The 26,366-nt window shown below is 26.9% G+C and carries 29 protein-coding genes; 12 read left to right on the forward strand and 17 right to left on the reverse strand.

All coding sequences use genetic code 11. The annotated features are described in order from the left end of the window. Window positions 1–30 precede the first annotated feature (30 nt). From B0175_RS03195 to B0175_RS03230, 8 genes are all read left to right on the forward strand, one after another. On the forward strand, window positions 31–405 hold the full coding sequence (locus tag B0175_RS03195) for a hypothetical protein (RefSeq protein WP_210004250.1): 375 nt from the start codon (window positions 31–33) through the stop codon (window positions 403–405). Continuing rightward, window positions 402–2,135 (forward strand): ATP-binding protein, encoded by a 1,734-nt coding sequence (locus B0175_RS03200; protein ID WP_108527258.1) that lies wholly within the window; start codon window positions 402–404, stop codon window positions 2,133–2,135. The genes B0175_RS03195 and B0175_RS03200 overlap by 4 nt, the downstream gene beginning before the upstream one ends. A gap of 15 nt (window positions 2,136–2,150) precedes the next feature. Then, window positions 2,151–2,936, forward strand: a complete 786-nt coding sequence (locus B0175_RS03205) for a hypothetical protein (protein ID WP_228156056.1) — start codon at window positions 2,151–2,153, stop codon at window positions 2,934–2,936. 3 nt (window positions 2,937–2,939) lie between these two features. Beyond that, window positions 2,940–3,809 (forward strand): menaquinone biosynthesis family protein, encoded by an 870-nt coding sequence (locus B0175_RS03210; RefSeq protein ID WP_108527260.1) that lies wholly within the window; start codon window positions 2,940–2,942, stop codon window positions 3,807–3,809. Continuing rightward, window positions 3,806–4,588, forward strand: a complete 783-nt coding sequence (locus tag B0175_RS03215; protein WP_108527261.1) for a UDP-N-acetylmuramate dehydrogenase — start codon at window positions 3,806–3,808, stop codon at window positions 4,586–4,588. Before B0175_RS03210 ends, B0175_RS03215 begins: the two co-directional genes overlap by 4 nt. Before the next feature lie 116 nt (window positions 4,589–4,704). Beyond that, window positions 4,705–7,053 (forward strand): type I DNA topoisomerase, encoded by a 2,349-nt coding sequence (gene topA / locus B0175_RS03220; protein WP_108527262.1) that lies wholly within the window; start codon window positions 4,705–4,707, stop codon window positions 7,051–7,053. Then, complete coding sequence (locus B0175_RS03225) at window positions 7,053–7,565, forward strand: YfcE family phosphodiesterase (RefSeq protein WP_108527263.1); 513 nt, start codon at window positions 7,053–7,055, stop codon at window positions 7,563–7,565. The genes topA and B0175_RS03225 overlap by 1 nt, the downstream gene beginning before the upstream one ends. Then, window positions 7,555–8,403 (forward strand): biotin synthase, encoded by an 849-nt coding sequence (locus B0175_RS03230; RefSeq protein ID WP_108527264.1) that lies wholly within the window; start codon window positions 7,555–7,557, stop codon window positions 8,401–8,403. Before B0175_RS03225 ends, B0175_RS03230 begins: the two co-directional genes overlap by 11 nt. A gap of 23 nt (window positions 8,404–8,426) precedes the next feature. Here B0175_RS03230 and B0175_RS03235 read toward each other — a convergent pair whose 3' ends face one another. The 5 genes from B0175_RS03235 to B0175_RS03255 all read right to left on the reverse strand — a co-directional run bounded on the left by B0175_RS03235 (window position 8,427) and on the right by B0175_RS03255 (window position 12,138). Next, window positions 8,427–9,146, reverse strand: coding sequence for an AMIN domain-containing protein (locus B0175_RS03235; RefSeq protein WP_108527265.1), 720 nt, complete (start codon window positions 9,144–9,146; stop codon window positions 8,427–8,429). Next, the gene (locus B0175_RS03240; protein ID WP_108527266.1) at window positions 9,143–9,388 is read right to left on the reverse strand and encodes a septum formation initiator; all 246 of its coding nucleotides are present in this window, start codon (window positions 9,386–9,388) and stop codon (window positions 9,143–9,145) included. Before B0175_RS03240 ends, B0175_RS03235 begins: the two co-directional genes overlap by 4 nt. 3 nt (window positions 9,389–9,391) lie before the next feature. Continuing rightward, on the reverse strand, window positions 9,392–10,672 hold the full coding sequence (gene eno / locus B0175_RS03245) for a phosphopyruvate hydratase (protein ID WP_108527267.1): 1,281 nt from the start codon (window positions 10,670–10,672) through the stop codon (window positions 9,392–9,394). A 120-nt stretch (window positions 10,673–10,792) separates the two neighbouring features. Continuing rightward, window positions 10,793–11,842 (reverse strand): recombinase RecA, encoded by a 1,050-nt coding sequence (gene recA / locus B0175_RS03250; protein WP_004511129.1) that lies wholly within the window; start codon window positions 11,840–11,842, stop codon window positions 10,793–10,795. A 101-nt stretch (window positions 11,843–11,943) separates the two neighbouring features. Beyond that, a complete protein-coding gene (locus tag B0175_RS03255; protein WP_046998349.1) occupies window positions 11,944–12,138 on the reverse strand; it encodes a hypothetical protein in 195 nt (64 codons plus the stop codon). Window positions 12,139–12,264: 126 nt separating this feature from the next. On the opposite strand from B0175_RS03255, the gene pseB reads away from it, so the two are divergent. From pseB to B0175_RS03275, 4 genes are read left to right on the forward strand one after another with little or no spacing between them, the layout of a single operon-like run. After that, on the forward strand, window positions 12,265–13,257 hold the full coding sequence (pseB, locus tag B0175_RS03260) for a UDP-N-acetylglucosamine 4,6-dehydratase (inverting) (RefSeq protein ID WP_108527268.1): 993 nt from the start codon (window positions 12,265–12,267) through the stop codon (window positions 13,255–13,257). Further along, entirely contained in the window at window positions 13,254–14,384 is a 1,131-nt protein-coding gene (gene pseC / locus B0175_RS03265; protein ID WP_108527269.1) for a UDP-4-amino-4,6-dideoxy-N-acetyl-beta-L-altrosamine transaminase, read from the forward strand. Before pseB ends, pseC begins: the two co-directional genes overlap by 4 nt. Beyond that, on the forward strand, window positions 14,377–15,072 hold the full coding sequence (gene pseF / locus B0175_RS03270; RefSeq protein ID WP_108527270.1) for a pseudaminic acid cytidylyltransferase: 696 nt from the start codon (window positions 14,377–14,379) through the stop codon (window positions 15,070–15,072). Before pseC ends, pseF begins: the two co-directional genes overlap by 8 nt. A 5-nt stretch (window positions 15,073–15,077) precedes the next feature. Then, window positions 15,078–15,632, forward strand: coding sequence for a hypothetical protein (locus tag B0175_RS03275; protein WP_046998353.1), 555 nt, complete (start codon window positions 15,078–15,080; stop codon window positions 15,630–15,632). 5 nt (window positions 15,633–15,637) lie between these two features. On the opposite strand, the gene B0175_RS03280 is transcribed toward B0175_RS03275, so the two are convergent. From B0175_RS03280 to B0175_RS03335, 12 genes are all read right to left on the reverse strand, one after another. Continuing rightward, the gene (locus B0175_RS03280; RefSeq protein ID WP_046998354.1) at window positions 15,638–16,711 is read right to left on the reverse strand and encodes a 3-oxoacyl-[acyl-carrier-protein] synthase III C-terminal domain-containing protein; all 1,074 of its coding nucleotides are present in this window, start codon (window positions 16,709–16,711) and stop codon (window positions 15,638–15,640) included. Window positions 16,712–16,719: 8 nt separating this feature from the next. Beyond that, the gene (locus B0175_RS03285) at window positions 16,720–17,529 is read right to left on the reverse strand and encodes a hypothetical protein (RefSeq protein WP_108527271.1); all 810 of its coding nucleotides are present in this window, start codon (window positions 17,527–17,529) and stop codon (window positions 16,720–16,722) included. A gap of 11 nt (window positions 17,530–17,540) precedes the next feature. Further along, the gene (locus B0175_RS03290) at window positions 17,541–18,803 is read right to left on the reverse strand and encodes an FkbM family methyltransferase (RefSeq protein WP_108527272.1); all 1,263 of its coding nucleotides are present in this window, start codon (window positions 18,801–18,803) and stop codon (window positions 17,541–17,543) included. A 22-nt stretch (window positions 18,804–18,825) separates the two neighbouring features. Further along, window positions 18,826–19,056: an acyl carrier protein gene (locus tag B0175_RS03295; RefSeq protein WP_046998357.1), complete on the reverse strand. Its 231-nt coding sequence runs from the start codon at window positions 19,054–19,056 to the stop codon at window positions 18,826–18,828. A gap of 10 nt (window positions 19,057–19,066) precedes the next feature. After that, window positions 19,067–20,593 (reverse strand): AMP-binding protein, encoded by a 1,527-nt coding sequence (locus B0175_RS03300; RefSeq protein ID WP_108527273.1) that lies wholly within the window; start codon window positions 20,591–20,593, stop codon window positions 19,067–19,069. Between the two features lie 8 nt (window positions 20,594–20,601). Continuing rightward, entirely contained in the window at window positions 20,602–21,441 is an 840-nt protein-coding gene (locus tag B0175_RS03305) for an AAC(3) family N-acetyltransferase (protein WP_108527274.1), read from the reverse strand. Then, window positions 21,441–22,190 (reverse strand): SDR family NAD(P)-dependent oxidoreductase, encoded by a 750-nt coding sequence (locus B0175_RS03310; RefSeq protein WP_046998360.1) that lies wholly within the window; start codon window positions 22,188–22,190, stop codon window positions 21,441–21,443. Before B0175_RS03310 ends, B0175_RS03305 begins: the two co-directional genes overlap by 1 nt. Continuing rightward, window positions 22,187–22,921: an SDR family oxidoreductase gene (locus tag B0175_RS03315; RefSeq protein WP_046998361.1), complete on the reverse strand. Its 735-nt coding sequence runs from the start codon at window positions 22,919–22,921 to the stop codon at window positions 22,187–22,189. The genes B0175_RS03310 and B0175_RS03315 overlap by 4 nt, the downstream gene beginning before the upstream one ends. Next, window positions 22,902–23,984 (reverse strand): 3-oxoacyl-ACP synthase III family protein, encoded by a 1,083-nt coding sequence (locus tag B0175_RS03320; protein WP_046998362.1) that lies wholly within the window; start codon window positions 23,982–23,984, stop codon window positions 22,902–22,904. Before B0175_RS03320 ends, B0175_RS03315 begins: the two co-directional genes overlap by 20 nt. A gap of 1 nt (window position 23,985) precedes the next feature. Further along, complete coding sequence (locus B0175_RS03325; RefSeq protein ID WP_046998363.1) at window positions 23,986–24,204, reverse strand: phosphopantetheine-binding protein; 219 nt, start codon at window positions 24,202–24,204, stop codon at window positions 23,986–23,988. 125 nt (window positions 24,205–24,329) lie between these two features. Beyond that, the gene (locus B0175_RS03330) at window positions 24,330–25,667 is read right to left on the reverse strand and encodes an ANL family adenylate-forming protein (protein WP_228156057.1); all 1,338 of its coding nucleotides are present in this window, start codon (window positions 25,665–25,667) and stop codon (window positions 24,330–24,332) included. Further along, window positions 25,664–26,365 carry an SDR family NAD(P)-dependent oxidoreductase gene (locus B0175_RS03335; protein ID WP_108527275.1) on the reverse strand — a complete coding sequence of 234 codons (702 nt, stop codon included), beginning with the start codon at window positions 26,363–26,365 and terminating at the stop codon, window positions 25,664–25,666. Before B0175_RS03335 ends, B0175_RS03330 begins: the two co-directional genes overlap by 4 nt. Window position 26,366 lies beyond the last annotated feature (1 nt).

The following is a 26,366-nucleotide window of genomic DNA, read 5'->3' on the forward strand; positions in this document are numbered from 1 at the left end:
GAGATATGATAATAATTTTTAAAGGAATTTATGATGATTTTCATTGGGCTATTTTTTGGAATTATTACAATTGTAATCTCTTTAAATGTTTATAACCATATAAATTTAGACAAAATTGAAGATTATTTAAAAACTATTAATTGTAAAGATTTTATCTATTCAAAAGGTTCATATAAAGCTTTTTGTGAAAACAATATTATTGAAATAAAAAACAGTTTTATCATAGATTTAAAAAACAATCAAATTTTAGAAATAGCTTATAAAGATATCAAAAAATTAGAAGAAAGAAATGAAAACTTATATATTTCAACAATAAACAAAGACTATAAAATCGAATTTAAAGAAAAAAATGATTTGAAAAAATTTAGAGAAAAATTAGATAATAAAACTATAGGAGAGAAATGAAAGAGGTAATAAATTTTATAAAAGCAAAAAATATAGAAGAAACAACTTTTTTTGCCCAATTAAAATGTTCAGTTGAAGAAGCTAAAATATTACAATTTATGTCAAAAGAGTTTGTAAATGGAAGAGATACTCTTTGTGTAATTGATATATTAACTGAATTTTATGATACGAAAAACTATGAGCATTTAGAAAAATTGGATTTAATAAAATCTCTTTTAGAATTTGGTTGGTTAATACAAGTTTCTTTTGATCAAGTAAAACTAAGTGAAGCTTCAAAACTTGAGCTAATCAACTCAAATGTATCTTTATCAAGTGCTTATTTAAAAATGTTAGAAAATGGAAGTAGTGATTTTGTATTACCAGAAATCAAAAATTATTCAGATCATTTGGAATATTTACAAGACCAATTTTTTAGAATAGATTTAGCTCAGCAACTAAATGTAGTTAAGAAAAACTTTGATGTAAATAGTCCTAGTTCAAATAGACTAAAATCAAAACTTTTACTTTTAGAAAATAGAATAAAAGAGAGAATAAAAGTTACTTCTAACTCAATTATGCTTGAAGATTTTTTTAAAGAAAATAATCTAAATGAACAAGAACAAACTCTATTTTTAGCACTTTTAAAAGAGGAATATTCTGGAGGAGATGGAAGTTTAAGAGATATGAATTCTTTAATTGAATTAATCTCAAGTGATGATTATGAAAAAATTAAATATAGAAGTTTACTTGAAGAGAGTTCAACTTTAGTTTCAAAATCACTTATTGATTATGATGAAGTTTTAACTCCTTTTGGTGGAATAAATAGAAATTTTTATATTCCAGATGAAGTTTTATACAAAATTTCTCATCCTACTAAAAAAAGTACAGCTGTTGGAAAAATCAAACTTGATACTGTTATTAAAGAACAAGATATGTTTGAACTGATTTCTACAACAAAAAATTTAGATGATGTAATTTTAAATGAAAAAACAAAAGAGACTTTAGATTTACTTTTAAAACAAGTTGATAAAGATGTAATAAATAGATTGAAACAGTGGGGAATAAAAGATAAAAAAAGAGGAATTGAAGCAAAAATAATCTTTTATGGAGTTGCTGGAACTGGAAAAACTTTAACAGCACTTGCTTTAGCAAAATCTTTGAAAAAAGAGGTTTTAAGCTTTGACTGTTCAAAAATCTTATCAATGTATATTGGTGAGAGTGAAAAAAATGTTAGAAGTATTTTTGATAAATATTATGAACTAAGAAGCCAAACAAAAAGTGAGCCAATTTTACTTTTAAATGAAGCTGATCAATTTTTAAGTGCAAGAAGTAGTGGAAATGCAAGTAGCAGTGACAAAATGCATAATCAAATGCAAAATATCTTTTTAGAACAAATTGAAAGATTTGATGGAATATTAATTGCAACTACAAACTTGCTTGAAAACTTAGATAAAGCATTTTCAAGAAGATTCAACTACAAAATTGAGTTTGTAAAACCAAATAAAAATCAAAGAATTGCTCTTTGGAAAAAACTTCTTCCTTCTAATTTACCTTTAGAAGAAAGTTTTGATATAGAAGAGTTAGCAAAATACGAACTTACTGGTGGGCAAATAGAACTTGTTATAAAAAATACAGCATATAAAATAGCAGTAAATGACAATCCTATTTTTAAACTTGAAGATTTTAAAGAACAAATAACTAAAGAACAAAAAGGTCAATTTGATAGTGAAACTAAAGTTGGATTTTTTTAATAAAGGGAAATGAAAATGAATAAATTTGAAAATATAAAAACAAGTGATTTTATCATATCTTTTGGAACATTTTTTGAAAATAATCTTGAATTAAAAGATGAAGTTTTAAAAAGTATAGAAAAAAATCAAACAAAATTTGTATATATGTTTCCTATTGATAATGCAAATTTAAAACCTTTTTACACTCAATTTATAAAGTATGAAGTTGGAAGTGAAGAAGGAATTTGTGCCCTACTTCTTGATACTTTTGCAAAAAATTATGATGAAAAAACAAAAAAGTTTATAAATAATCTTGATTTAGGATATATTTCAGCAGAAAGTAGCGCTGGGGAAGAAGAGTTTGAAGAAGCATTTGAAGATTATAAAAATTCAAATTCTAAAATTTTGATTATTGGTGAAGATATAAAAAATCACGAAAGAGTTGATAATATCATCAAATTATTAGCAACTATAAAAAAATATTCAGATTTTGATTTTCTCATTTTAGATGAAGATTTAGAAAATAAAATAAACTCTTGCAAAAATTTTGATTTAGAAGAGATTGAAGAGTTAAAATCTTTTAATGGAACTTTAGTTTATTCTTTAGTTGGAGTTGATTTACCTGTATTACAAGCGAGTCAAACATTTGCAAATATAGCAAAAGTAAAAGATGGTGAAAATATACAAATTATCTCTAAAAATGAAAAGATAAACAAAATTCTAAAAATAGATGAAAAACTAACAGGAACAGTTGCTATTTTAAATGTAAAGAATAGTCCAAATGAATACAAATATAAACAAGTAAAGATTGAAAAGGAGTAATATATGAGCAAAATTATTAGTGTAGGTCATTCACCTGATGCCGATGATATATTTATGTATTATGCTATTAAATTTGGCTGGGTAAGTTTAGATGACACAAAATTTGAAAATATTGCTTTAGATATAGAGACTTTAAATCAAGCAACACTAAAAGGCATTTATGATATTTGTGCTATTTCATTTGCTTTATATCCATTTGTAAAAGATGATTATGCTTTACTTAAAACTGCTGTTTCATTTGGACAAGGTTATGGACCAAAACTTATAAAGAAAAAAGGAACTACTTTAAAAAGAAACTTCAAAGTAGCACTTAGTGGCGAATTTACAACAAATGCCCTTTTATTTAAAATTGCTTATCCAGATGCAAGAATTACTTACATGAACTTTTTAGATATAGAAAAAGCAGTTCTTGATGGAACTGTTGATGCTGGAGTTCTAATCCATGAATCTATTTTAACTTATGATAAAGAGTTAGAAGTTGAACGAGAAATTTGGGATATTTGGGTTGAATTATGTGAAGGAGAAGATTTACCTCTTCCACTTGGTGGAATGTGTTTAAGACGTTCTATTCCACTTCATGATGCTATAAAATATGAAAATGCTTTAATAAAAGCTGTTGATGTTGCAAATAAAAATAGAAAAACTTTAGCTCCAATGTTACTTGAAAAAGGTCTTATCAGAGTTGATGCATCAACTTTAGATAAATATTTAGACCTTTATGCAAATGATACTTCAGTAAAAATGAGTGAAATCCAATATAAAGCCTTGGATAAACTTTTTAGTTTAGGTTATAAACATGGGCACTATCAAAATTTGATAAAAGCAGAAGATTTTTTAATTCCAAGCGAATATGAAGAGTTAAGAAGTAGATGAATAGTGTAAAAATAGTTGACTTTAAAAGATACTCTTCTATTCATATAGGACCTTTAAAAGAAGTTTTAGTTATAAATGAAATAGGTGATTATAAAGATTATCAAATAATTGGAAGAGCAAATAATCTACTTGTTTCTCCAAATTGTGAAAAAAATTTTGCCGTTTTAGGTGAAGAATTTGATTATATAAAAGAAGATGAAAAATTTTTATATGTAGGTTGCGCAACAACAAGTGGAAAACTTCTAACATATACAAGAAAAAATGATATAGCAAATTTAGAATTTTTAGCAAAATTACCTGGAAATTTAGGCGGTTTAGTAAAAATGAATGCTGGACTTAAATCTTGGGAAGTTTTTAACTATATTGAAAAAATAAAAACAAAAGATGGATATATCAATAAAGAAAATATTGATTTTTCATATAGAGAAACAAAAATAAATACTATAGTTTATGAAGTAGTTTTTCGTAAAGAGTATGGCTTTTCACAAGATAGGTTAAAAGAGTTTACAAAAATGCGAGACAACCAACCAAATATGGCAAGTGCAGGAAGCTGTTTTAAAAATCCAAAAGGTGATTTTGCAGGACGACTTATAGAAGCAGTTGGGCTAAAAGGTCATAAAGTTGGTGATATGGGATTTTCTGAACAACATGCAAATTTTTTAGTAAATTATGGCGATGGTTCATTTGAAGATGCAATTTATCTAATAAATTTAGCAAAAGAAAAAATCAAAAAAGAGTTCGATATAAATATAGAAGAAGAGATTATTATTTATAGTTGATTTTACTTTTTGACTAATTAAAGCTTTAATATTTACAAAAATTACCTATACATTATTATAATATTACACTTTTTATGTTAGAATTCAACCTTTTAGAAAATACGAAGGCAGTTTAAGTGAAAAATTTAGTAATAGTGGAGTCTCCAGCAAAAGCAAAAACAATCTCAAAATTCTTAGGTAATGATTTTATTGTTATGGCTTCTATGGGGCATGTAAGAGATTTACCAAAATCAAGTTTAGGGTTTGACCCTGATGATAATTTTAAACCAAAATATCAAATTAGTACAGATAAGAAAAAAGTAATTGCAGATTTAAAAAAACAAATTTCAAAAGACACCACAATTTACCTAGCAGCCGATGAAGATAGAGAGGGAGAAGCTATTGCTTGGCACTTAATTCCTGCCCTTAAAATCGAAAAAAATCCAATAAAAAGAATAGTTTTTCACGAAATTACAAAAGATGCCATTTTAAAGGCTTTAGAAAATCCAAGAGATGTTGATCAAAATTTAGTTGATGCTCAACAAGCAAGACGTATTTTAGATAGAGCTGTTGGTTATGAACTTTCACCACTTTTATGGAAAAAAGTAAGATATGGTTTAAGTGCAGGAAGAGTTCAAAGTGTTGCAGTTAGAATAATCGTAGATAGAGAAAATGAAATAAGAGCTTTTGTTCCAGAAGAGTATTGGAAAATAAAAGCTGATTTCATAAATCCTGAGTTAAAAGCTGAACTTGCAAAAGAAAATGGAAAAACTCTAAAAATTTCAAATGAAAAACAAGCTTTAGAAATTGAGGCTTCATTAAAACAAGGAAGTTATAAATTAGTAGATATTGAAGAAAAAGAGAGTACTAGAAATCCTGCTGCTCCTTTTACAACTTCAACTTTACAACAAGAAGCAAGTAGAAAACTTGGGTTTTCAGTTAAACAAACAATGATTATAGCTCAACAACTTTATGAAGGAAATGTAGGAAATATTCCAAATCATACAGGTGGACTTATAACTTATATGAGAACAGACTCTTTAAATCTTTCAACAGTTGCTACAACTGCAGCAAAAGCTGTAATTGAAGAAGAGTATGGAAAAGAGTATGCTTTAAATAAACCTCGAGTTTATACAACAAAATCAAAAGGTGCACAAGAGGCTCACGAAGCAATTCGTCCTGTAAATCTTGCTTTAAGACCAAGTCAAATAAAAGAGTTTGTTGAACCTGCTCAATATAGACTTTATAGCCTTATTTGGAAAAGAACACTTGCTACTCAAATGGCTCAAGCAAAAATAGCAAATACAACTTATAAAATTGAAGCTGGGAAAAATAAAGAGTTTGAATTCCAAGTAAAAGGTCAAAGAATTATTTTTGCTGGATTTATGAAAGCTTATACAGAAGGTAGTGATAATCCAGAGGCTGCACTTGATAGTAGTGAGAAAATTTTACCAAATATAAAAGAAGGTACTATTTTAGAATTAGAAAAACTAGAAAGTGAGCAAAATTTTACAAAACCACCTGCTCGTTATACAGAAGCCTCTTTAGTTAAAAAATTAGAAAGTGAAGGAATTGGTCGTCCATCAACTTATGCTCCAACTATTTCAACTATTCAAGCAAGAGAATATGTAAGTAAAACAGAAGATAACAAATTGGTTCCAACACAAACAGGCGAAATTGTAAATAGTTTTTTAGTTGACCATTTCTCAAATATTGTGGATTTAGGTTTTACAGCAAAAATTGAAGAAGAGTTTGATGAAATTGCAGAAGGAAAAATTGCTTGGGAAAAAGTAATGAAAAACTTCTATGGTAGTTTCAAAAAAACTATTGATGAAAAAGAAGAGAGTGTTAGTAAAAGTGATTATTTACAAGTAAGAGAACTTGGAATTGATCCAAAATCTGGAAAACCAATAAGTGCAAGAGTTGGAAGATTTGGTCCATTTGTACAAATTGGAACAAAAGATGATGAAGAAAAACCAAAATTTGTAGCAATTCCTGATAATTTGAATATGGATACAATTACACTTGAAGAAGCTTTATTTTTATTTAATCTTCCAAGAGTTGTTGGAAATACACAAAATGGTGATGAAATAAAAGCAAATATTGGAAGATTTGGTCCATATTTACAAGTAAAAACTAAATTTTACTCACTTAAAACTGATGATCCTTATACTATTGATTTAAATAGAGCATTAGAAATAATAAAAGATATAGATGAAGCAAAAGAAAAATCAACTATAAAAACTTTTGATAAAGAAAAAATTCAAATTCTTGTTGGTCAATATGGTCCATACATTAAACAAGGAAGAAAAAATTTCAAAATTCCAAAAGGTAAAAATGCTGAAGAGTTAACTGTAGAAGAGTGCTTAGAAATTATAGAAAAAGATTCTAAAGGTTCAACAAAAAGAACAACGACAAAAAAATCTGCTACAGAAAAGAAAACTACGGCAAAAAAAACTACAAAAAAAAGCACTGACAAGAAATAATGAAAATTGGCATTTTATCTGATAGTCACCTAAAAAGTGACTATGCAAAAGAGGTAATTGATTTATTAAAAGAAAAAGATTGTGAATATCTGATTCATGCTGGAGACTTTTGTTGTGAAAAAAATCTTCAACTATTAAAAGAATCAAATCTAAAATATATTGTAGTTTTTGGAAACAATGATAGAAATTCATTCGATTTAGCTTCTAAATACAATATAAAAACTGAACCATACTATTTCAAAATAGAAGATTTAAAATTTAAACTTATGCATTTGCCATATCACTTAACTCCAGACAGTAATATAGTTATTTTTGGGCATACACATAAGTTTCATTGTGAATATAATAATAAAACTCTGTTTTTAAATCCAGGAGAAGTTTGTGCAAGAGAAGAACCAGTAATTTCATGTATGAAACTTGAAATTAATGAAAATGAGTATATAATCACTCGCTATTTTAGAAATATAAATGAAAACAATTTTATGAAAGAAGAGTTTAAATATGAGCGATAATAAAATTTATTTATGTGCAATATCAAATATAGAAAGTGGTACTTGCAATGAAGACTGTAAGTTCTGTACTCAAAGTGTAAAGTACAAAGCAAATATAGAAAGATATAGAAGAAAAGAGATTGAAGATATTGTAAATGAAGCAAAAAAAGCAAGAGCAAACCAAGCTGTTGGATTTTGTTTAGTTACAGCAGGAACTGGTCTTGATGATAAAAGACTAGATTATGTATGTCGTGCAGCTGATGCTGTTCATAAAGCCGTTCCAGATATTTCACTTATTGCCTGTAATGGAATTGCAACTTATGAGCAATTAAAAGAGTTAAAAAAACATGGAATAGAAAACTATAATCATAATTTAGAAACAGCTAGAGAGTTTTACAATGAAATTTGTACAACGCATTCTTGGGATGCTAGATACGAAACTTGCTTAAATGCAAAAAAAGCTGGTTTACATTTATGTACTGGTGGAATTTTTGGTTTAGGTGAAACTCAAGAAAATAGAATCTCAATGCTTGAATCTATTGCAAGTTTAGAACCTATGTCAGTTCCAATCAACTTTTTTCATCCAAATGATGCACTACCATTAGTAAAAAATCCTCTATCAAAACAAGAAGCTTTTGATTTAGTAAAACTTGCAAGAAGTTATCTTCCAAATCAAATGTTAATGATTGCTGGAGGTAGAGAATTAATGTTTGGTGAAGAACAATATGATGTATTTAAACATGGAGCAAATGCTTTAGTTGTTGGAGATTATTTAACAACTGGAGGAAGAGATGCACAAGATGATATAGATGCTGTTACAGCTTTAGGATATGAAATAGCTTTCGCTTGTCATCAATAATAAAAGTAAGAAAATTCTTACTTTTATTTAGAAGTAATAGTTACAATGTTATCTTTATAATCTACACTATATTTTGAAGTTTTATTTGCTAATTCAACAGCAACTCTAAAATAACCTGCTTTTTCATGATTTCCAACAGCAATTGACTTAAAATTCTTTGAACTCAAATTATCTTTTTTTGAATTGAATGAAACTTTACCTTTAAAATCAAAAGCTAATTTCTTCTCTTTTTCAACAGAAAATTTTTTAAACATTTCATACGTAGTATGTATTAATATTTTATTATCATTAAATTCCAATTTTACAAATGGTAAAATATTTTTTGCTGTTAAAGCTTCATTATCATCCGTAATATCAGCTCTTGGTTTTACATATACAACTTGCTCTGGTTCCTTTTTAGCAACTTCTTTTTTTACGATTTCTTTTGTTTTTTGTTCAGCTTGTTGTTTTGTTTTTTGAATTAAAGAATCAACTTCTTGTTTAGTATATGTTTTTGGTGCAACTACGGCAGGAGGTACAGTAGTAGTTGTTTTTTTTACAGCTTCATTTTTATTTGCATTTTGCATTTGTTGTTGTACTTTTTTTATATATTCTGCTTCTTGAATTGCTTCAGGTGTAGTTAAATTTTCATTAAACTCGTACATTTTCCCTGTTTCTTCTTCATACAAAGCAAATGGATTTTCTCTTGCACTTAAACTCACTGCTAACAAAGTACTTAATGTAAATAAAAATAAAGTTTTCATTCTTCTGGCTCCAAATTTTTTAGTTCAAAATACTCTTTTTGTAAATAAGCATTTTCCCTTTGTAATCTTAATATTTCACTTTCTAACCACTCTTTTTTGTGTTTTAAATCACTATAAACTTGTAAAGAGTTATCTCCAAAGAGAACATTAACTGTGTGATATGAAAGATATATCGTAGCCAGCAGTGATATACTTACTACTAAGATAAATCCTCCGTATCCTTTAGTTTTTTTTTGTTTCATATACTATTTTTTTGAAAAAGGTTGTTTTCCTAAATATTCTGCATACCCTATTTCTGCACCAATTTCAAGAAGTCTGTTATATTTTGCAATTCTATCACTTCTTGCAGTTGAACCAGTTTTAATTTGTCCACAATTTAAAGCAACAGCAAAATCTGCAATAAATGCATCTTCACTTTCTCCACTTCTATGTGACATAATGCAATTGTAGTTATTTCTTTGTGCAAGTCTAATAGTTTGCATAGTTTCACTTACTGAACCAATTTGATTTGGTTTAATTAATACAGCATTTGCGATACCTTTTTTGATACCTTCAGCAACAATTGAAGCATTTGTAACAAACAAATCATCTCCCACTAATTGAACTTTTGAACCCAATTTATCAGTTAAAATTTTCCATCCATCCCAATCATCTTCACTTAATCCATCTTCAATTGAAACAATAGGATATTTCGAACATAAATCAGCATAATAATCAACAAGTTCAGCAGAAGTTAATTCTCTATTTTCACCTTTTAAAACATATTTTTTTGTTTTTTCATCGATTAATTCTGAAGCTGCAACATCAAGTGCAATAGAAATTTGTTCACCAGCTTTATATCCAGCTTTTTCAATAGCAGTCATAATAACAGAAATCGGTTCTTCATTTGATTTTAAGTTTGGAGCAAATCCACCCTCATCACCAACTGCTGTACTTTCTCCCATAGAATCAATAACTTTTTTTAAGTGCTGATAAATTTCAGCAACAGCTCTTAACCCATCATTGAAGTTTTCAAAACCTGTTGGCATAATCATATATTCTTGAAAATCAACAGAATTATTTGCATGTTCTCCACCATTAATAATATTAAACATAGGAACAGGCATAGTCATAGCATTTGCTCCACCTAAATATCTATATAATGGAATTTGTAATGAATTAGCTGCTGCTCTTGCAACTGCCATAGATACACCTAAAACAGCATTTGCCCCAAGATTTGAATAGTTATGCGTTCCATCAATATCTTTCATAGTTGCATCAACTTCTGCTTGGTTAAATGGACTTAATCCAATTAATTCATCAGCTATTTTTGTATTCACATTTTCAACAGCTTTTAAAACACCTTTACCTAAAAATCTATTATCACCATCTCTTAGTTCTAAGGCTTCTCTTTTTCCTGTACTAGCACCACTTGGAACAATAGCACTTCCTTTTGTTCCATCATTTAAAATTACTGTAGCTCTTACAGTTGGATTTCCTCTTGAATCTAATACTTCATCAGCGTAAATATTATCAATAAATACCACTAGATCTCCTATTTTCATAATTTGTAAGATTATAGCTAAAAAAGATTTGTTATTTGCTTTTGTAAGGTTTTAATGTAGAAATTTTTAAGAAGTTAATCAAAGGAAAAATCCTTTGATTATTTAGTCGTCTAAACCAGATATATCATCGCTATCATCAGTTCCACTTGTTATAAGCTCATCATTTACACCCATAGATTCAAGAATTTTATTTTCAATCTCACGTGCAACTTCTGGATTATCTTTTAAGAATACTTTAGAGTTTTCTCTTCCTTGTCCAATTTTTGAATCTCCATAGCTAAACCAAGCACCAGCTTTATCAACAATATCAAGTTTTACACCATAATCAACAAGCTCACCAGTTTTTGAAATACCTTCACCAAACATAATATCAAACTCTGCTTGCTTAAATGGTGCTGCAACTTTATTTTTTACAACTTTTACTTTTACTCTATTTCCAATTGAGTTTTCACCTTGTTTAAGTGTTGCTATTCTTCTAATATCAAGTCTAACTGAAGAGTAAAATTTAAGTGCATTTCCACCTGTTGTTGTTTCTGGACTTCCATATCCTGTCATACCAATTTTCATTCTTATTTGGTTAATAAATATAACTGTACAATTCATTTTGCTTAAAAGTCCTGTTACTTTTCTTAAAGCTTTACTCATAAGTCTTGCTTGAACTCCAACTTGTTGGTCATCCATATCACCATCAATTTCTACTTTTGGAGTTAATGCAGCAACTGAATCTACAACTACTAAATCTACTGCTCCACTTCTAATAACAGTTTCAAGTATTTCTAAAGCTTGCTCACCAAAATCTGGTTGAGAAACAAGAAGATTATCTGTATCAACACCAATATCTTTTGCATATTTTACATCAAGTGCATGTTCTGCATCAATAAATGCACAAACGCCACCAGCTTTTTGAGCTTCTGCAATTGCATGAAGTGTTAGTGTAGTTTTTCCAGAGCTTTCTGGTCCATAGATTTCAATTACTCTTCCTCTTGGAAGTCCTCCAACACCTAAAGCTAGATCAAGACCAAGTGATCCTGTACTAATAGTTTCAACAGGAATAACTTCTTTATCTCCAAGTCTAATTAAAGTACCTTTTCCAAAAGCTTTATCTATTTGTTTTATAGCTAGCTCTAACGATTTTTTTTGATTTTCATCCATAATTTACTTCCTATTATTGTTTTTTTTTATATTTTATGTTTGGATTTTAGCAGATTTTTTTTAAACATTGAAATTTCATTACATTTTGTAATATTTTTATTTTAAATATTATCTTTTTCTATTTTTTCTATGCTTTCAATAGTTTTTATATGAGAGTTAACTCTTTTTTGCATATTATGCGATTTTATATGTTTTGCTAAAATTTTTGTATATTTTTTATAATTTCTTGAATCTTTTTCAAAAGTTGCAAGTTTTTGTTGTATTTTTAAAATATCTTCTGGGATTATGTTTTGCATATCTAAAAATTTACCTTAATATAAAATGTAATTTTCAATTATTGCATATAAACTATTAAAATATAAAATAAATGTAATATTTGATATTATATTCTAAAGATTAAAATACTCGAATAAGGTTTTTAAATGTTTGATGGCAAAAATATACTTATAACTGGTGGAACTGGGAGTTTTGGTAAAAAATACACGAAAATTTTGCTAGAAAAATATAAACCAAATAAAATAATTATTTATAGTAGAGATGAATTAAAACAATATGAAATGGCACAAGAGTATAACGATAAATGCATGAGATATTTTATTGGTGATGTAAGAGATATCGATAGATTAAAAAAAGCAACAAAAGATGTTGATTTAATAATTCATGCAGCAGCTCTTAAACATGTTCCAATTGCTGAATATAATCCAATGGAATGCATAAAAACTAATATAAATGGTGCTCAAAATGTGATTGATGCAGCAATTGAAAATGGTGTTTCAAAAGTAATTGCGCTTTCAACTGATAAAGCAGCAAATCCTGTAAATCTTTATGGTGCAACAAAGTTAGCTTCAGACAAACTTTTTGTTGCTGCAAATAATTTAGTTGGAAATCAAAATATTAAATTTTCTGTTGTTCGATATGGAAATGTTGTTGGAAGCCGTGGTTCAGTTATACCTTTTTTCAAAAAACTTATTAATGATGGAATTAAAGAACTTCCAATAACAGATGAAAAAATGACAAGATTTTTTATAACTTTAGAAGATGGTGTTAATTTTGTATTAAAAAACTTTGAAAGAATGCAAGGAGGAGAAATATTCATACCAAAAATTCCTTCTATGAAAATAGTTGATATGGCAAAAGCTCTTGCTCCAAATTTACCACACCAAATTATAGGAATAAGACCAGGTGAAAAACTTCATGAAATTATGTGTCCATCTGATGATTCTCATTTAACATTAGAGTTTGAAAATCATTATCTTATTAAGCCTACAATAAAATTCTCAGGGTATGTTGATTATAGTAAAAACCTTTTAGGAGAAGTAGGTATTCCTGTAAAACAAGGCTTTGAATATAATTCTGGCAATAATGCTCAATGGCTAACTAATGAAGAATTCTTAAAAATGATGAAAAGAATATGATAAATTTTATACCTTATGGAAAACAAACTATTGATGAGGATGATATAAACAGCTTAGTTGAAACTTTAAAATCAGATTTTTTAACAACTGGTCCAAAAGTTCAAGAATTTGAAAAAAAAATTGCAGAGTACTGTAATGCAAAATATTGTGTTGCTGTATCAAATGGAACAGCTGCACTGCATCTAGCTTCATTAGCACTTTTAAACAAAAATGATAAAGTATTAACTACTCCAAACTCTTTTTTAGCAACTTCAAATGCTATTCTTTATGTAGAAGCAAAACCGATTTTCGTTGATATTGAAGAAGATGGAAATATTGACCTAAATTTATGTGAAGAGGAATTAAAAAAAGATAGTTCAATAAAAGCCATTTATGTTGTACACTTTAGTGGAAATCCCATAAATCAAAAAAAATTAAACCATTTAAAAAATACTTATAATATAAAAATTTTAGAAGATTGTGCCCACTCTTTAGGTGCAATTTTTGAAAATACAAAAGCAGGAAGTTGCCAAAATAGCGATTGCAGTATTTTATCTTTTCATCCAGTAAAACATATAACAACTGGTGAAGGTGGTGCAATTACTACAAATTCAAAAGAGATTTATGAAAAATTATTAGAACTTAGATCTCATGGTATGCAAAGATTTCCTGATATTGCTCCTTGGTATTATGAGATGCACTCTTTAGGATTTAATTATAGAATTACAGATATTGCTTGTGCATTAGGAATAAGTCAATTAAAAAAATTAAATAGTTTTATACAAAAAAGAAAAGAGATAGCAAAAAGATATGATGAAATCTTTATCAATAGCATCGTAAAACCTCTATATTTATACAATGAAAATTCATCTTATCACCTTTATGTTGTAAGAGTTGATTTTACAAAATTAAATATTTCAAAAATAGAGTTATTTAATAATATCAAAGAAAAAAGTATAGGATTGCAACTTCATTATATTCCTATAAATAAACAACCTTTTTACAAAAATTTAGGTTTTGGAAATGAAAAAACACCTATTATGGATAAATATTATGAAGAGTGCTTTTCTCTTCCTATGTATCCAAGTTTAACAATAGACGAACAAAAATATGTTATAAAAAATTTATTGGAAATTCTAAATGACTAAATGTGTAGCCATAATTCCAGCTCGAGGTGGAAGTAAACGAATTCCTAAAAAAAATATAAAAAACTTTCATGGAAAACCACTTATTGCTTATAGTATTGAAGTTGCATTAAAATCAAAACTTTTTGATAAAGTAATAGTGTCTACTGATGATGAAGAAATTGCAAAAATTGCAAAAGAGTTTGGAGCAGAAGTTCCATTTTTACGCCCAAAAGAGTTAAGTGATGACTTTACAGGAACTGGTGCAGTTATAAATCATGCTATAAATTTTTTAAAAGAACAAGGTGAAAATATAGATTTTGTTTGCACTATTTATGCAACTGCTCCACTTTTACAAGAAAAATATTTAATAAAAGCATATGAAAAGATAAAAGACTCAAATGCAAAAAATGCTTTTTCTTGTACTTCAATGCCATTTCCAATTCAAAGAACTTTTAAAATAACATCAAATGAAAGATGTGAGATGTTTTGGCCAGAAAACTTTATGAAACGTAGCCAAGACTTAGAAGAAGCTTTCCAAGATGCAGGACAATTTTACTGGACAAATTTAAATATAAAATCAGATGAAATTATATTTAGCAAAGATAGTATTCCTATAATATTACCTAGATATTTAGTTCAAGATATAGATACTTTAGAAGATTGGCAAAGAGCTGAATTTATGTATAAGGCTATTTCGCTAATAGGATAAAATTTATGAAAAAAAGAGAATTAAAAATAACCAATTTTTTATATTTAGATGAAGAGATTTATAACAAAGTCTTAGAATATAGAAATCAAGAATTTATTAGAAAAGTATCTATGAATCCTGATATAATAAGTATGAAAGAACATAAAAACTATTTGGAATTACTAAAAAAGAAAGATATTTATTTTGCTTTTTTAATCACAAATAATGAAGAAGATTATGGTGTAATTAGTTTAAAAAAAATTACAGAAAATAGCTATTCGGTTGGTGATTATCTTGTAAAAGAAAAATTTAAGTTTGAAGGTGGTGGGGTTGTTAATAAATTTTGTATGATGTATCTTTGTAACAAATTAAACATAAAATATTTATCTTATGATATAAAATATTTTAATACAAGAGGATTTAGAACAGGCTCAATAGCAAAAATAAGCTCATATGAAGAAAAAGATGGTTTTTTTTCGGAGACTTCAGAAGTTTTAGATTTTTTAGATAAAAATGTATTAAGTTCAAAGCCAAGAAAATTATTTGACAAACTTTATGAAATAAAAGAATGTCAAATATAAAAATTTTAAAAAGTTGTTATTAACATCTCACAAAAATCAAATTCTCCTAAATTCATAACTATTCCAGAATAAGAAAGTCCTGCTCCAAATCCAGCTAACATGCACTTATAATTATCAGTAGACAGCATTTCATCTTTTGCATTATGACAAATAGCAATAGGAATAGTTGAACTATTAGAATTTCCATAAAATGTTACTACATTACTTGGTACTTTTTCGGCTGACACATCAATTTTTTGTGCTAATTTATCTACCATAAATTTATTTGGTTGATGAAAAAAATAATAATTTAAGCTACCTTTATCTGTTTTTGCAAATTCTAGCGTTTCATATACATACTTTGGTACATCTTGCATCACATATTGAAAAACAGCTTGTCCATCCATATGTACACAAGGTAAATAATCATATCCACCATATTTTTCACTTGCAAATTTTTTTCTTTCTTCTTCAGTAACTACTCGAAATCCCATTGAGGGAAATACTAATGCATCATATTTATTTGCATCTATAATAGAATGAAAATATATTGGAAGATTTTTATCACAATTTTCTATAATAGTTATGCAAATTGCATCTCCAGACAAAGGATATGAACTTGTATTACTTCTATCTGGGTTCTTTGCTAAAACATCTCCAGTTATTAAAACTACTTTTTTCATATTATTATTATTTAATAACATAAATGCTTGCAGTAAACCATTTGTGAATCCTGCACATTGCTGATTTGTATCCATACAAAAAACACTATTATCTAAATCTAACTCACTCATTATTAAATTTGAAGTTGCAGGCATTAAGAAATCAGGTGTTGTCGTCGTAACAATTAAGGCCGAAATATCATCTTTTTTTAAAATATTTTTTTCAAACATATATTTTAAACCAAATATCGCAACTTTAGAAACATATGTATCAGATTTAAAAAATCTATGTCTATCATATCCCATAGTTTTTTGAAGTTTTCTGTTTTGTTTTTCTGACAAATTGTTATATTTCATATCATCTTCAAAATTGTATTCAGTTTCTGGAAGAAGAGATAAAATCCCTGATATTCTTTTTCCATAAAATATAGTTTTCATTTATTCACCTACTTATTATATAAAAATGTTATACATCTCAATCCATCAGGCTTTGAACCTAATTTCTGACCAATTAAGAAATTCTTATTTGTTACATCAACCCAATAATATGCTCGAATATTTTTATTATTAATATCCAAATAATCTAAATATGAATCAATCTCATTGTAAATATCTATTGTATATTTAGGTTTTCTAAAATTCTTCATAATCCATGTCATACGAGAATATAAAGAACCAAATTTATACTCAAATATTTGTATAAAAATAAGTTCTTCTTCTATATATTTTATTATAATACTTTTATTATCTATCAATGATATAAGTTCTTCTTCAGAAGGAATATCATCTATAATAGGGTCAAATTCTTTATTCATTGTTTCAAGTAGATTCTTGATATCTTTCTTTTCTGCTAATAAAAAATTATCTTTATCTTTATTTTTTAAATTATTTTGACCTGATATCAGTCTTGCAAACTCACTATAATAATCAAAATTCAACTCTTTTGCAAAAGAATTAATTATTTCTAAATTTTTAGTATCTTTTGTAGTTATTTCCATTGAAATTGGGTAATTCTTCGAATATGTCATCAAAAAATCATTCGCAAGCATCATATTAGAATATTCATCAATAAAATAATAGAATTTACAAAATTTATTCTTTTTTAAAAGTAAAAATACACAATTATTAATTTTTACAACATATGCTTCTTCATTTTTTATCCAGTTTAATACCTCATTATAATAATTAAAACTATTTGTTAATTTCTTTCTATTTGTAATAATTTCTTTTATTTCATTTATATTAAACTCTGACATTATCAACCTTCTTAGTTTATAGTAGCATACATTACTGTTTCTGTTCTATCAAATGCATATTGTCTTATAGATATTTTATATTCAGGTACCCACATTTTTATTAATGCTGGAATATTCCAAAGATCATCAAATTTATGATAAATTGATATTGCTAATTTAGGTTTATATGTTTTTATTAAATCCATTGCTCCTAATAAAGCACATATTTCATAACCTTCTATGTCCATTTTTATTATAGTTGGTATATGATTGATTGTTGTTGGAATTGTTTTTACTTCTATCTTGAATTCTGTTTCAGTCGTTGTAATAGCCGTAGTTGTAGAACCTGGATTTATTATATAAACTGTTTCATCTTTTTGTCCAACTCCACATTTAAGAGGTGTAATTTTATCTTTACAGTCTAAAGAATTTACATATTTTGTCATTCTATCAAAATTAATTTCATCTGGTTCAAATGCATAAATATGTTTGAATTTTCCATTTGTACATTTATAAAAAGATTCAACAGTATCTCCAATATTTGCACCACAATCAATTAAAACTTCTTCATCACTTAAAGGCATCACTTCTTTATCAAAGTAATGTACTGTACTTGCATCTAATACTTCTTGAGAATATGTAACATCTGAAGTTATTTTTACTTTTAACAAATTAAAAAATACTTTTTTAGATTTTTCATCACTCAATGAATAATAAACTGTACTAATTTTTGCTATATCCATATCAGAAAAACAAAAATCTGTTCTCATCGTATCAAGTCGATCATAAATATCAAACTTTTTCGGAGGCATTATATTTTGCATAATTTCACCCGCTAAAGTTTGCAAATAATATAAATTTTTGAATCCTAAAGAAAAAAGTATATAAGGTTCTACAATTGGATTATCATAATTTAAGAATATCACTGTATTTTCAGGATCTTTATAAAATTCCTCTTTTGTAAGTAAAGGTATTTTGGCATTTATTTTATTTCTTTTTTTTTCATCAATTCTATAATACATATTTGCTAATTTAAAAGCTCTTTGATTTACTTCATCATCTTCTTTTTCAAACCAATCATATTGCCCATCTACTTTTACATTATATTTTTTATTCAGATACTTTGGTAATGCTTTTGCATAATAACCAACTCCAAAAAAATATAACTTTTTTTTTGAGCATAAATCTTTAAACCTTTGTATAGTCTCTTCAGTATATTTATTATCATAAATTTTATTTTGTATTAGAAATAAAGTACTAATCATTTCTTCAAAATTTTTATCAGTTTTAATCATCGATTTTTCCTTAAAAATAATCTTATATTTTTCCACCACTTAAAATTATTAAATTCTTAATAGAATCAATACTACAAAAGTTTTCAGGTAATATATCACTTCCATCTATTTGAATTCCAAACTTTTCTTCAATATCAGTAACTAAGTTTATTACATCAAAACTATCAAGCATTCCAGCTTCAATAAAATTAACATCTTCAAAAAAATCATACTCAGGTCTTATATCAACCAAAATTTCTCTTATTCTTTCCATTTTTTTCCTTTTATATAAATTGTGATTTTAACAATACTCTATCAATTTTACCATTAACATTTATTGGTAAAGAATCTTGTCTATAATATTCAGTAGGTACCATATATTTTGGTAATATATTTGTTAAATCTAACTTTATGGTCTTATTTTCTATTTCATCTAAATTAGATGTATAAATTAATGTGATTTTTCTTTTTTTATCATTATAAAAAGAAACACAATTATCAATATATTCTAAAGATAGAGCTGCATTCTCAATTTCTCCTAATTCAATTCTATATCCTAAGTGTTTTATTTGATCATCTTTTCTACCACAAAATAATAATAATCCCTGATCATTATACATAGCTAAATCCCCAGTTCTATACATCTTTTCATCGTAATTATCATGTAAAGGGTTTTGAACAAAAACCTCATCTGTTTTTAATCTATTATTCCAATATCCAGGAGATAAACTCGTTCCTAATACACATAACTCACCCTGAATATTTGGTTTTGTTACCAATTTATTATCTTTATCAAATAGTAAAATTCCCGTATTTTCTATAGGATATCCCAATGGAAACTCTTCATTATCGTCAAATTCTGTATCAACTATATAATATGTACAATCTACTGTAGTCTCTGTTGGCCCATATGCATTTGCTACAAAAGATAAATTTGGAAGATGTTTTTTCCATTGGTTATAATATTTTACAGGCATAACTTCTCCTGCAAACATAATAGACTTTAATTCTTTAAGTTCTTTACCTTCTAATGCTTTAAATAAACAAACATTTATATATGCTGAAGGAACCCAAAATATGAAATTAATCTTTTGATTATCAATATATTCAATAAGTTTTTTAGGAAAAGCAAATAGTTGTTCCGGAATAATTACCATTGTAGAACCTTGCTTTAATGTTGTATATAAATCTTGAGTAGTGATATCAAAGTGTAATGCAGATTGATTACCAAAGATTGTATTCTGATCTATAGGCATTATTCGGCAAGCAGCTTCAATAAAATTCACTACATTTCTATGTGAAATTGTTACTCCTTTAGGCACGCCTGTTGATCCTGAAGTAAAATATGTATATATTAAATCTGTATCAATTAATTGTTGCACATTATTTTTTAGTGAGGCTATATCTTGATTGAAGTCAATAAAATCATAACATATAATTTTATCATTACTAATTCCTATATCAATAAGAGCACCTTGGTGTAAACTATCTGTAATAATAAGACTTGGATTTAAAATATCTATCAAACTTTCTATTTTTTTAGCAGGAAAATTTGTGCTAGTTGGTGTATAGAAATTTCCACTATACACCGCTCCTAACATGGAAACAATCGCTTCAATGCTTTTTGGTAAATAAATTAAAATTGGTTTATTCTTAGTAAAACCTATTCTATTTATAATCTCATTAGATACCGCTAAAGATTTATTTCTTGTCATAGAAAAAGTAATTGTTTTATCACCACTTATAAAGGCTATTTTATCTTTATACTCAATAGCACTAGATTCTAAATATTTTAAAGCCAGATTTTCCATTTCTTACCTTATTTTACACTATTAACATTATTATAATCATAATTTTTACCTAAATTATATTCATTATATGGTCTAGCAAGTAATATATTTATATCTCTATCAAAACACTTTTTAATTTCTTCAAATGCACTCTTTCCATTAATAATCATTAGCTCTTTTTCTCCTAAAGGCAATCTTTTAAGAATTTTTTTATTTTCTAAATTCTCTTGAAAACTAATATCAACACTTGGAATAACAGTATCATATAAAGTACACAATATATATGTTTCTTTTTTAGATATACCATTTTTAATCACATTTCCTGTAAATTCTTTGTTATATCGGTATGGTACTTTATAAATATCTTCTACATAATGCATAAAAGTAAAACACTCTGTAGGCTTTGCTCCAAAAAAAAGAAACTTATATTTGTCACTTTTAGACATAATCTCAAATGAACTTCCTTCTCCACAAGAATTTTTAGATAAATAGTTAAAATCTTCTGGTATTTCACCTATAACACATACAGACAATAAAGGATCTTCTGTTCTATAACTATTTTCTCTTGTTCTTGCATATTCATTGAGCATACCCATATTACTTTTTGATTCTTTTACATCAAAATCTTTTTTATTACAAAAACTAAATGTATACGTTGGAAAAATAAGTGTTCTTACTCCTAATGTATTTATTGCTTCATATAATTTAGCAACAAAATCTTTTCTTTTAAGAAGAGGTTTTCCAAAACCTATATCCGTATGCACATAAAGAATCTCAGCTTTATCGGCTTCCAATTCTTTCAGAGACGATATGACATCTTCTAGCGTATAAATTTTACCTTTTGTATCTTGAAATAATTGAGTTTTCATTAAAAATATCCTCCATCTATATGATAACTTTCACCTATTATATATTTTGCACTTTCACTCATAAGAAACAAAACCATATTCGAAACTTCTTGTGTGCTCAGTGTTTTATAAACTGTATTATAATCTTCAGCTACACTTTCATTTCCTAACATTCTAAATATTTCAGTGTTCTCTACCATTTCAGTTAAAACACCTCCAACTAAAACACTATTTATTCTAATATTTCTTTTAAAGAGTTCTTGAGACAATACCTTTGACATTGAATCAGAAGCAGCTTTACTAGCTACATAAAGTGTTTGAGCTTTTTTAGGTAATTTTGTTAATATTGAAGATATAAAAACTATAGAAGAATAGTCATTAGAAATATTTTTTTTTGAGAAATGTTTTATAATTTCTAAATAAGAATAAGTATTTATATCCATTGATTCGTTAAACTTATCATGAGTTATTATTTTAAGTGGATATACAGAAGGTACTCCTGCAGAATGAATAAACCCATCAAGTTTAATATTATCATATTCAATAAATGACTCAACAATATCTTTTATTCCTTCAATTTGTTTGAGATCATAAACAAAATATTTATGTCCGATACCTTCTAACATAGATAATGATTTTTTTAGTTTTTCTTCATTTCTCCCCAATAAAACAACTTTTGCACCAAGCTTTGCCAACTGTATTGATATTTCTCTTCCAATTCCTGAACTAGCACCAGTAACTAGTATCTTTTTACCTTGAAAAGTAATCATGATAAATATCCTTTTACGTCAAAACATCTACCATAAACACCGCTTGAATAATCACTAATTAAAAAAGCAACTTGTTCAGCAAGAATATTTGGATCAATCAATCCTATTTTCATTTTTTCTATAATATTCTTAATTGAAACAGGAAGAAGTTCTATATTTGTATCTTCTCCTTGGATAATAGCAGGACGAATTGCATTAACTCTTATGTTTTTTGAATATAATTCTTTACTCATAACTACAACACTACTATCAATTGCACTTTTACTTGCAGAATAAGCAAGTTGCCCTTTATCACCATTTATTGAAGAGTATGAAGACATAACTACAATACTTCCACCATTAGATACCCTTTTATCAGCATAAAGCCTAACTGCTTCTACAAATGCATAATAGTTTATAAGCATAGTTTCATGAAGAAAATCACTTTTTGTACTTTTAATAGGTCTAATTGGCATAATACCAGCACAATATACCATACCTGTAAGTTTTTCATTATCAAAATTCACAGCTAAATTCATAAGCTCATCAATTTTATCTAGATTACAAAGATCAAATGATATGGAATAATGACCTGTTCCTATAAGTTGAGAAAAAGTATTTTCAAGTTTTATTTTATTTCTTCCTTGAATAACTACTTTTGCCCCCAACTGGCTAAGTTTAATAGCTACACTTCTACCTACCGAACCGCTTGCCCCAAGAACTAAAATCTTTTTATTCTTTAAACTTATCATTTGCTTCTTCTACTTTTGTTCTACCTTCATCCCATGTTGTATTTGTAGATATTATAGGTAAAATATTTATTGGATTTATTTTTGCATCAGCAATGCCTAATGATAAACCTATTCCAAAACCAGCCATTATTACAGATATATCATCATCTGTATTATTTTCTCCATAATAATGACACATAAGATTTGGTATTGTTGCAGAAGAAGTATTTGCATACTCATTTAATGAAAATGGTACTTTTGATATATCTGCTTTTATTTTCTTTATAATTATTTCCAGCATAGATTTATTAGCTTGATGTAATAAAACGGCGTCATAATCTTCAATTTTTCTATCAAAAGACTGAAAAAATGATTTAAATAATTTTGGTACTTGAGATATACTAAAAGTAAAAATAGAAATACCATCCATATGAATAGATGGATCGAAAGAAGGATTTCCAATGTGAGCATACCTTAGTCCAGTAGTTGCACCTAGCGCTTTGAATCCATTTCCTATTGTTCTTAAATCAAATTTAAAACCATCTGCCATTTCATCATATTCAACTATTGTAGCACTACCACAATCCCCAAAAAGCAAATCATTCAATGACACAGTAGGACTAACTCCATCTGAAGTATCTCCGACAAGTAACAATATTTTTTTCATATATCCAGATTGAAGACTACTTGCTGCCATATGTAACCCATAAACATATCCTGAGCAACCAAGATTAACATCATAAGCCATACAATTTTCAGATAGTCCAAGCCTATATTGTAGTAAACAAGCCGTTGCAGGAGCTGGATAATCAGGTGTTTGTGATATAAAAATCAAACCATCTATACTTTCTTTATCAATACCTTTTTTTTTAAAAATTTCTTCGGCAGCCTCATAGCATAAATCAGAAGTAATGGTTCTTCTATCCTTACTATAAAACTTTTGTGATACTCCAACATCTTTTACAAACCTATCTACAACATCTTTTTCTAGATATTGATAAAAATCTTCAGCTGTTAACTTATCACTAGGCACAGCGCATGCAACAGCCGATATTTTTACATTTTTTATATGATCTATAGCCATATTATTCCATTGAATTTAAAATATCATTAACCGTTTTAAATCTTTGAATATCTGAAGGATTAGCAATTTTATTAAACTCTTCATCCATCATTACAACATAAGAAATAGCTGCTAAAGAATCCCATTCTTCTAAATCTTCTAATACCGTTTCTGGACCAAATTCACCAATTTCTAATTCAAATAATTCTGCTAAGAGTTCCATTTTTCTATCTAATTCCATCAGTCTTTCTCCTATATATTGTGTATTCTGAGTAGATTATATCATTTTTTTAAATTAAATTATACTTTATTAAAATTTTTATTTTTTAGATTTAGGATTACAAGTATATTAATATTACTAAAAAATTACTTTCTTCTTATTTTTTTAAATCTATCTGTAAAATTTGTTTTATCTACAATATTAACTTTTGTAGGTACTTTGTAATTATCAAGTTTATCTTTACAAAATTGCCTAATTAAAATTTTTATATTTGATATTTCATTTTTACAAACTACATCACAAACAACAGTTTCTCCTATAATTATATTTTTCTCACCATAAACCATACAATCTTCAATCTCTTTCATAGATAAAATAATAGATTCAACTTCACTTGGTAAAACTTTTTGTCCACCTACATTTATAACTTCTTTATTTCTTCCAATTATTTTTATGTAACCATCATCTAAAGTTTCTACTAAATCACCAGTCTTAAACCAACCATCTTTAGTAAAACTATCCATTGATGAGTTTAAATAACCTAAAATTTGAGTTTTACTTTTTAGCCAAAGTTCATTTTCTACTATTTTATACTCTAAATCTAAATCTTCTATTTTCATAAAAGTTGAGTTTGAAGCTTTTGATTTTGTATTTGCAATTCCTGTTTCACTTGTACCAAATGTTTGTAAAAATTTAATTTTTGGAAAAACATTTTTTAATCTACTAAGTAAACTATCAGGCATTGTCTCGGTACCATAGGTAATCATTTTTAAACTACTTAAATCATACTTTTTATAAGAATTATTCATTAAAATAAGATTTAAAAAAGTTGGACTAGAGGGTAAAACTGTAATTTTATAATCTTGAATTAATTTACAAATATCATCAGGATTTCTATTTTCTGGAATTATCATAGTAGAACCAATTGAAAGAATATTTAATAAAGTATTTAATCCTCCAATATGATCAAACATTAGGAATACAATCATATTAAGAGATTTCTCTTTTTTATTTTTGTAAGAGTTTAATAAGATATCAAAGTCATGTATCATAGCTTTTGGCTTAGCTGTACTTCCACTTGAAAATAATATAAGTCCCGAACTGTTTTTTTCTTGAAGATCTTTTATAATCTGATGCTTTTCTTTTGGAATATTATTTTCAACAACATATTTTTCATCAACAATTCTTATTATCTTATCACAAAAAGACTCTTCAATTTTATCTTTTATCTCATTTTCTGCTACAGATGTAATTGGTACAATAATATTTCTATTTTTAGATAAAGCAAAAAGTACTGCTATGGATTCAAAAGAATAATCTCCAATTATTGCTACAACTTCATTTTTAGCAACATTTGAGATTATCTCTTTTTCTATTTTTTTAATTTGTAAAAAAAGTTGCAAATATGTATAACTTCTATTTTTATAGTTTATAGCTATTTTATTTCCAAATCTTTTAAAATTATCAAAAATCCAATTTATCAATTATTTACTCCGCCTAAATATATTATTTGCCCCGTTATAAAATCACTTTTTTCATCACAAAAAAATTCAATAGCATTTATTATATCTTCAAAAGTTCCAAACCTTTTTATAGCTTGTTTATTTAAAAGCTCTGCTATTTTTTCTTTTGGAATAGCCTTTATTAAATCTGTTTGTATTGGTGTTGGACCTATTGCATTTACAGTAATTCCATATGAAGCAACTTCTTTAGCTATAGTTTGAGTAAAGTTTTCAATAGCAGCTTTACTTGCAGCATAAATTGCTTCACCTTCTAGTCTCAAAGGTTTTGCAACTGTTGTATAGTTTACTATTCTTCCAAATTTTTGTTTCATCATTACTTTTGAAACTTCTCTTGTAAAAAGAAAAGTACCAAAAAAATTTGTAGCAAAAATATTTTGTACACTTTGATATGATGTTGTTATAAAATGATTCATAGAAGCAATTCCAGCATTATTTAACAGAATATCAATTTTCCCGAACTCTTTTTTTATGCTTCTAATCATCTCAACAATAGCTTTTTCATCACAAACATCTAAATCAAAATGTCTATAGTTTTTATCATTAATTGAACTTTTTGTTCTACTACAACCAATTACAATATAGTTTTTTAATAAATAATATTGAACTAAAAATTTACCTATACCTTTACTTGTACCAGTTATAACTACAACTTTATTCATA

It is taken from the genome of Arcobacter lacus (assembly GCF_003063295.1).
Taxonomy (GTDB): Bacteria; Campylobacterota; Campylobacteria; order Campylobacterales; family Arcobacteraceae; genus Aliarcobacter; species Aliarcobacter lacus.

Coding starts and splice junctions, on each gene's coding strand:
- B0175_RS03235 (WP_108527265.1), bottom strand. CDS start 9,146: ATGAAAACTTTATTTTTATTTACATTAAGTACTTTGTTAGCAGTGAGT.
- B0175_RS03215 (WP_108527261.1), top strand. CDS start 3,806: ATGAATAGTGTAAAAATAGTTGACTTTAAAAGATACTCTTCTATTCAT.
- B0175_RS03305 (WP_108527274.1), bottom strand. CDS start 21,441: ATGAAAACTCAATTATTTCAAGATACAAAAGGTAAAATTTATACGCTA.
- B0175_RS03275 (WP_046998353.1), top strand. CDS start 15,078: ATGAAAAAAAGAGAATTAAAAATAACCAATTTTTTATATTTAGATGAA.
- B0175_RS03295 (WP_046998357.1), bottom strand. CDS start 19,056: ATGGAAAGAATAAGAGAAATTTTGGTTGATATAAGACCTGAGTATGAT.
- B0175_RS03285 (WP_108527271.1), bottom strand. CDS start 17,529: ATGTCAGAGTTTAATATAAATGAAATAAAAGAAATTATTACAAATAGA.
- B0175_RS03280 (WP_046998354.1), bottom strand. CDS start 16,711: ATGAAAACTATATTTTATGGAAAAAGAATATCAGGGATTTTATCTCTT.
- recA (WP_004511129.1), bottom strand. CDS start 11,842: ATGGATGAAAATCAAAAAAAATCGTTAGAGCTAGCTATAAAACAAATA.
- B0175_RS03320 (WP_046998362.1), bottom strand. CDS start 23,984: ATGGCTATAGATCATATAAAAAATGTAAAAATATCGGCTGTTGCATGC.
- B0175_RS03310 (WP_046998360.1), bottom strand. CDS start 22,190: ATGATTACTTTTCAAGGTAAAAAGATACTAGTTACTGGTGCTAGTTCA.
- B0175_RS03315 (WP_046998361.1), bottom strand. CDS start 22,921: ATGATAAGTTTAAAGAATAAAAAGATTTTAGTTCTTGGGGCAAGCGGT.
- B0175_RS03195 (WP_210004250.1), top strand. CDS start 31: ATGATGATTTTCATTGGGCTATTTTTTGGAATTATTACAATTGTAATC.
- B0175_RS03200 (WP_108527258.1), top strand. CDS start 402: ATGAAAGAGGTAATAAATTTTATAAAAGCAAAAAATATAGAAGAAACA.
- B0175_RS03205 (WP_228156056.1), top strand. CDS start 2,151: ATGAATAAATTTGAAAATATAAAAACAAGTGATTTTATCATATCTTTT.
- B0175_RS03240 (WP_108527266.1), bottom strand. CDS start 9,388: ATGAAACAAAAAAAAACTAAAGGATACGGAGGATTTATCTTAGTAGTA.
- pseF (WP_108527270.1), top strand. CDS start 14,377: ATGACTAAATGTGTAGCCATAATTCCAGCTCGAGGTGGAAGTAAACGA.
- B0175_RS03335 (WP_108527275.1), bottom strand. CDS start 26,365: ATGAATAAAGTTGTAGTTATAACTGGTACAAGTAAAGGTATAGGTAAA.
- B0175_RS03290 (WP_108527272.1), bottom strand. CDS start 18,803: ATGATTAAAACTGATAAAAATTTTGAAGAAATGATTAGTACTTTATTT.
- pseB (WP_108527268.1), top strand. CDS start 12,265: ATGTTTGATGGCAAAAATATACTTATAACTGGTGGAACTGGGAGTTTT.
- B0175_RS03325 (WP_046998363.1), bottom strand. CDS start 24,204: ATGGAATTAGATAGAAAAATGGAACTCTTAGCAGAATTATTTGAATTA.
- B0175_RS03230 (WP_108527264.1), top strand. CDS start 7,555: ATGAGCGATAATAAAATTTATTTATGTGCAATATCAAATATAGAAAGT.
- B0175_RS03225 (WP_108527263.1), top strand. CDS start 7,053: ATGAAAATTGGCATTTTATCTGATAGTCACCTAAAAAGTGACTATGCA.
- B0175_RS03300 (WP_108527273.1), bottom strand. CDS start 20,593: ATGGAAAATCTGGCTTTAAAATATTTAGAATCTAGTGCTATTGAGTAT.
- B0175_RS03210 (WP_108527260.1), top strand. CDS start 2,940: ATGAGCAAAATTATTAGTGTAGGTCATTCACCTGATGCCGATGATATA.
- B0175_RS03255 (WP_046998349.1), bottom strand. CDS start 12,138: ATGCAAAACATAATCCCAGAAGATATTTTAAAAATACAACAAAAACTT.
- pseC (WP_108527269.1), top strand. CDS start 13,254: ATGATAAATTTTATACCTTATGGAAAACAAACTATTGATGAGGATGAT.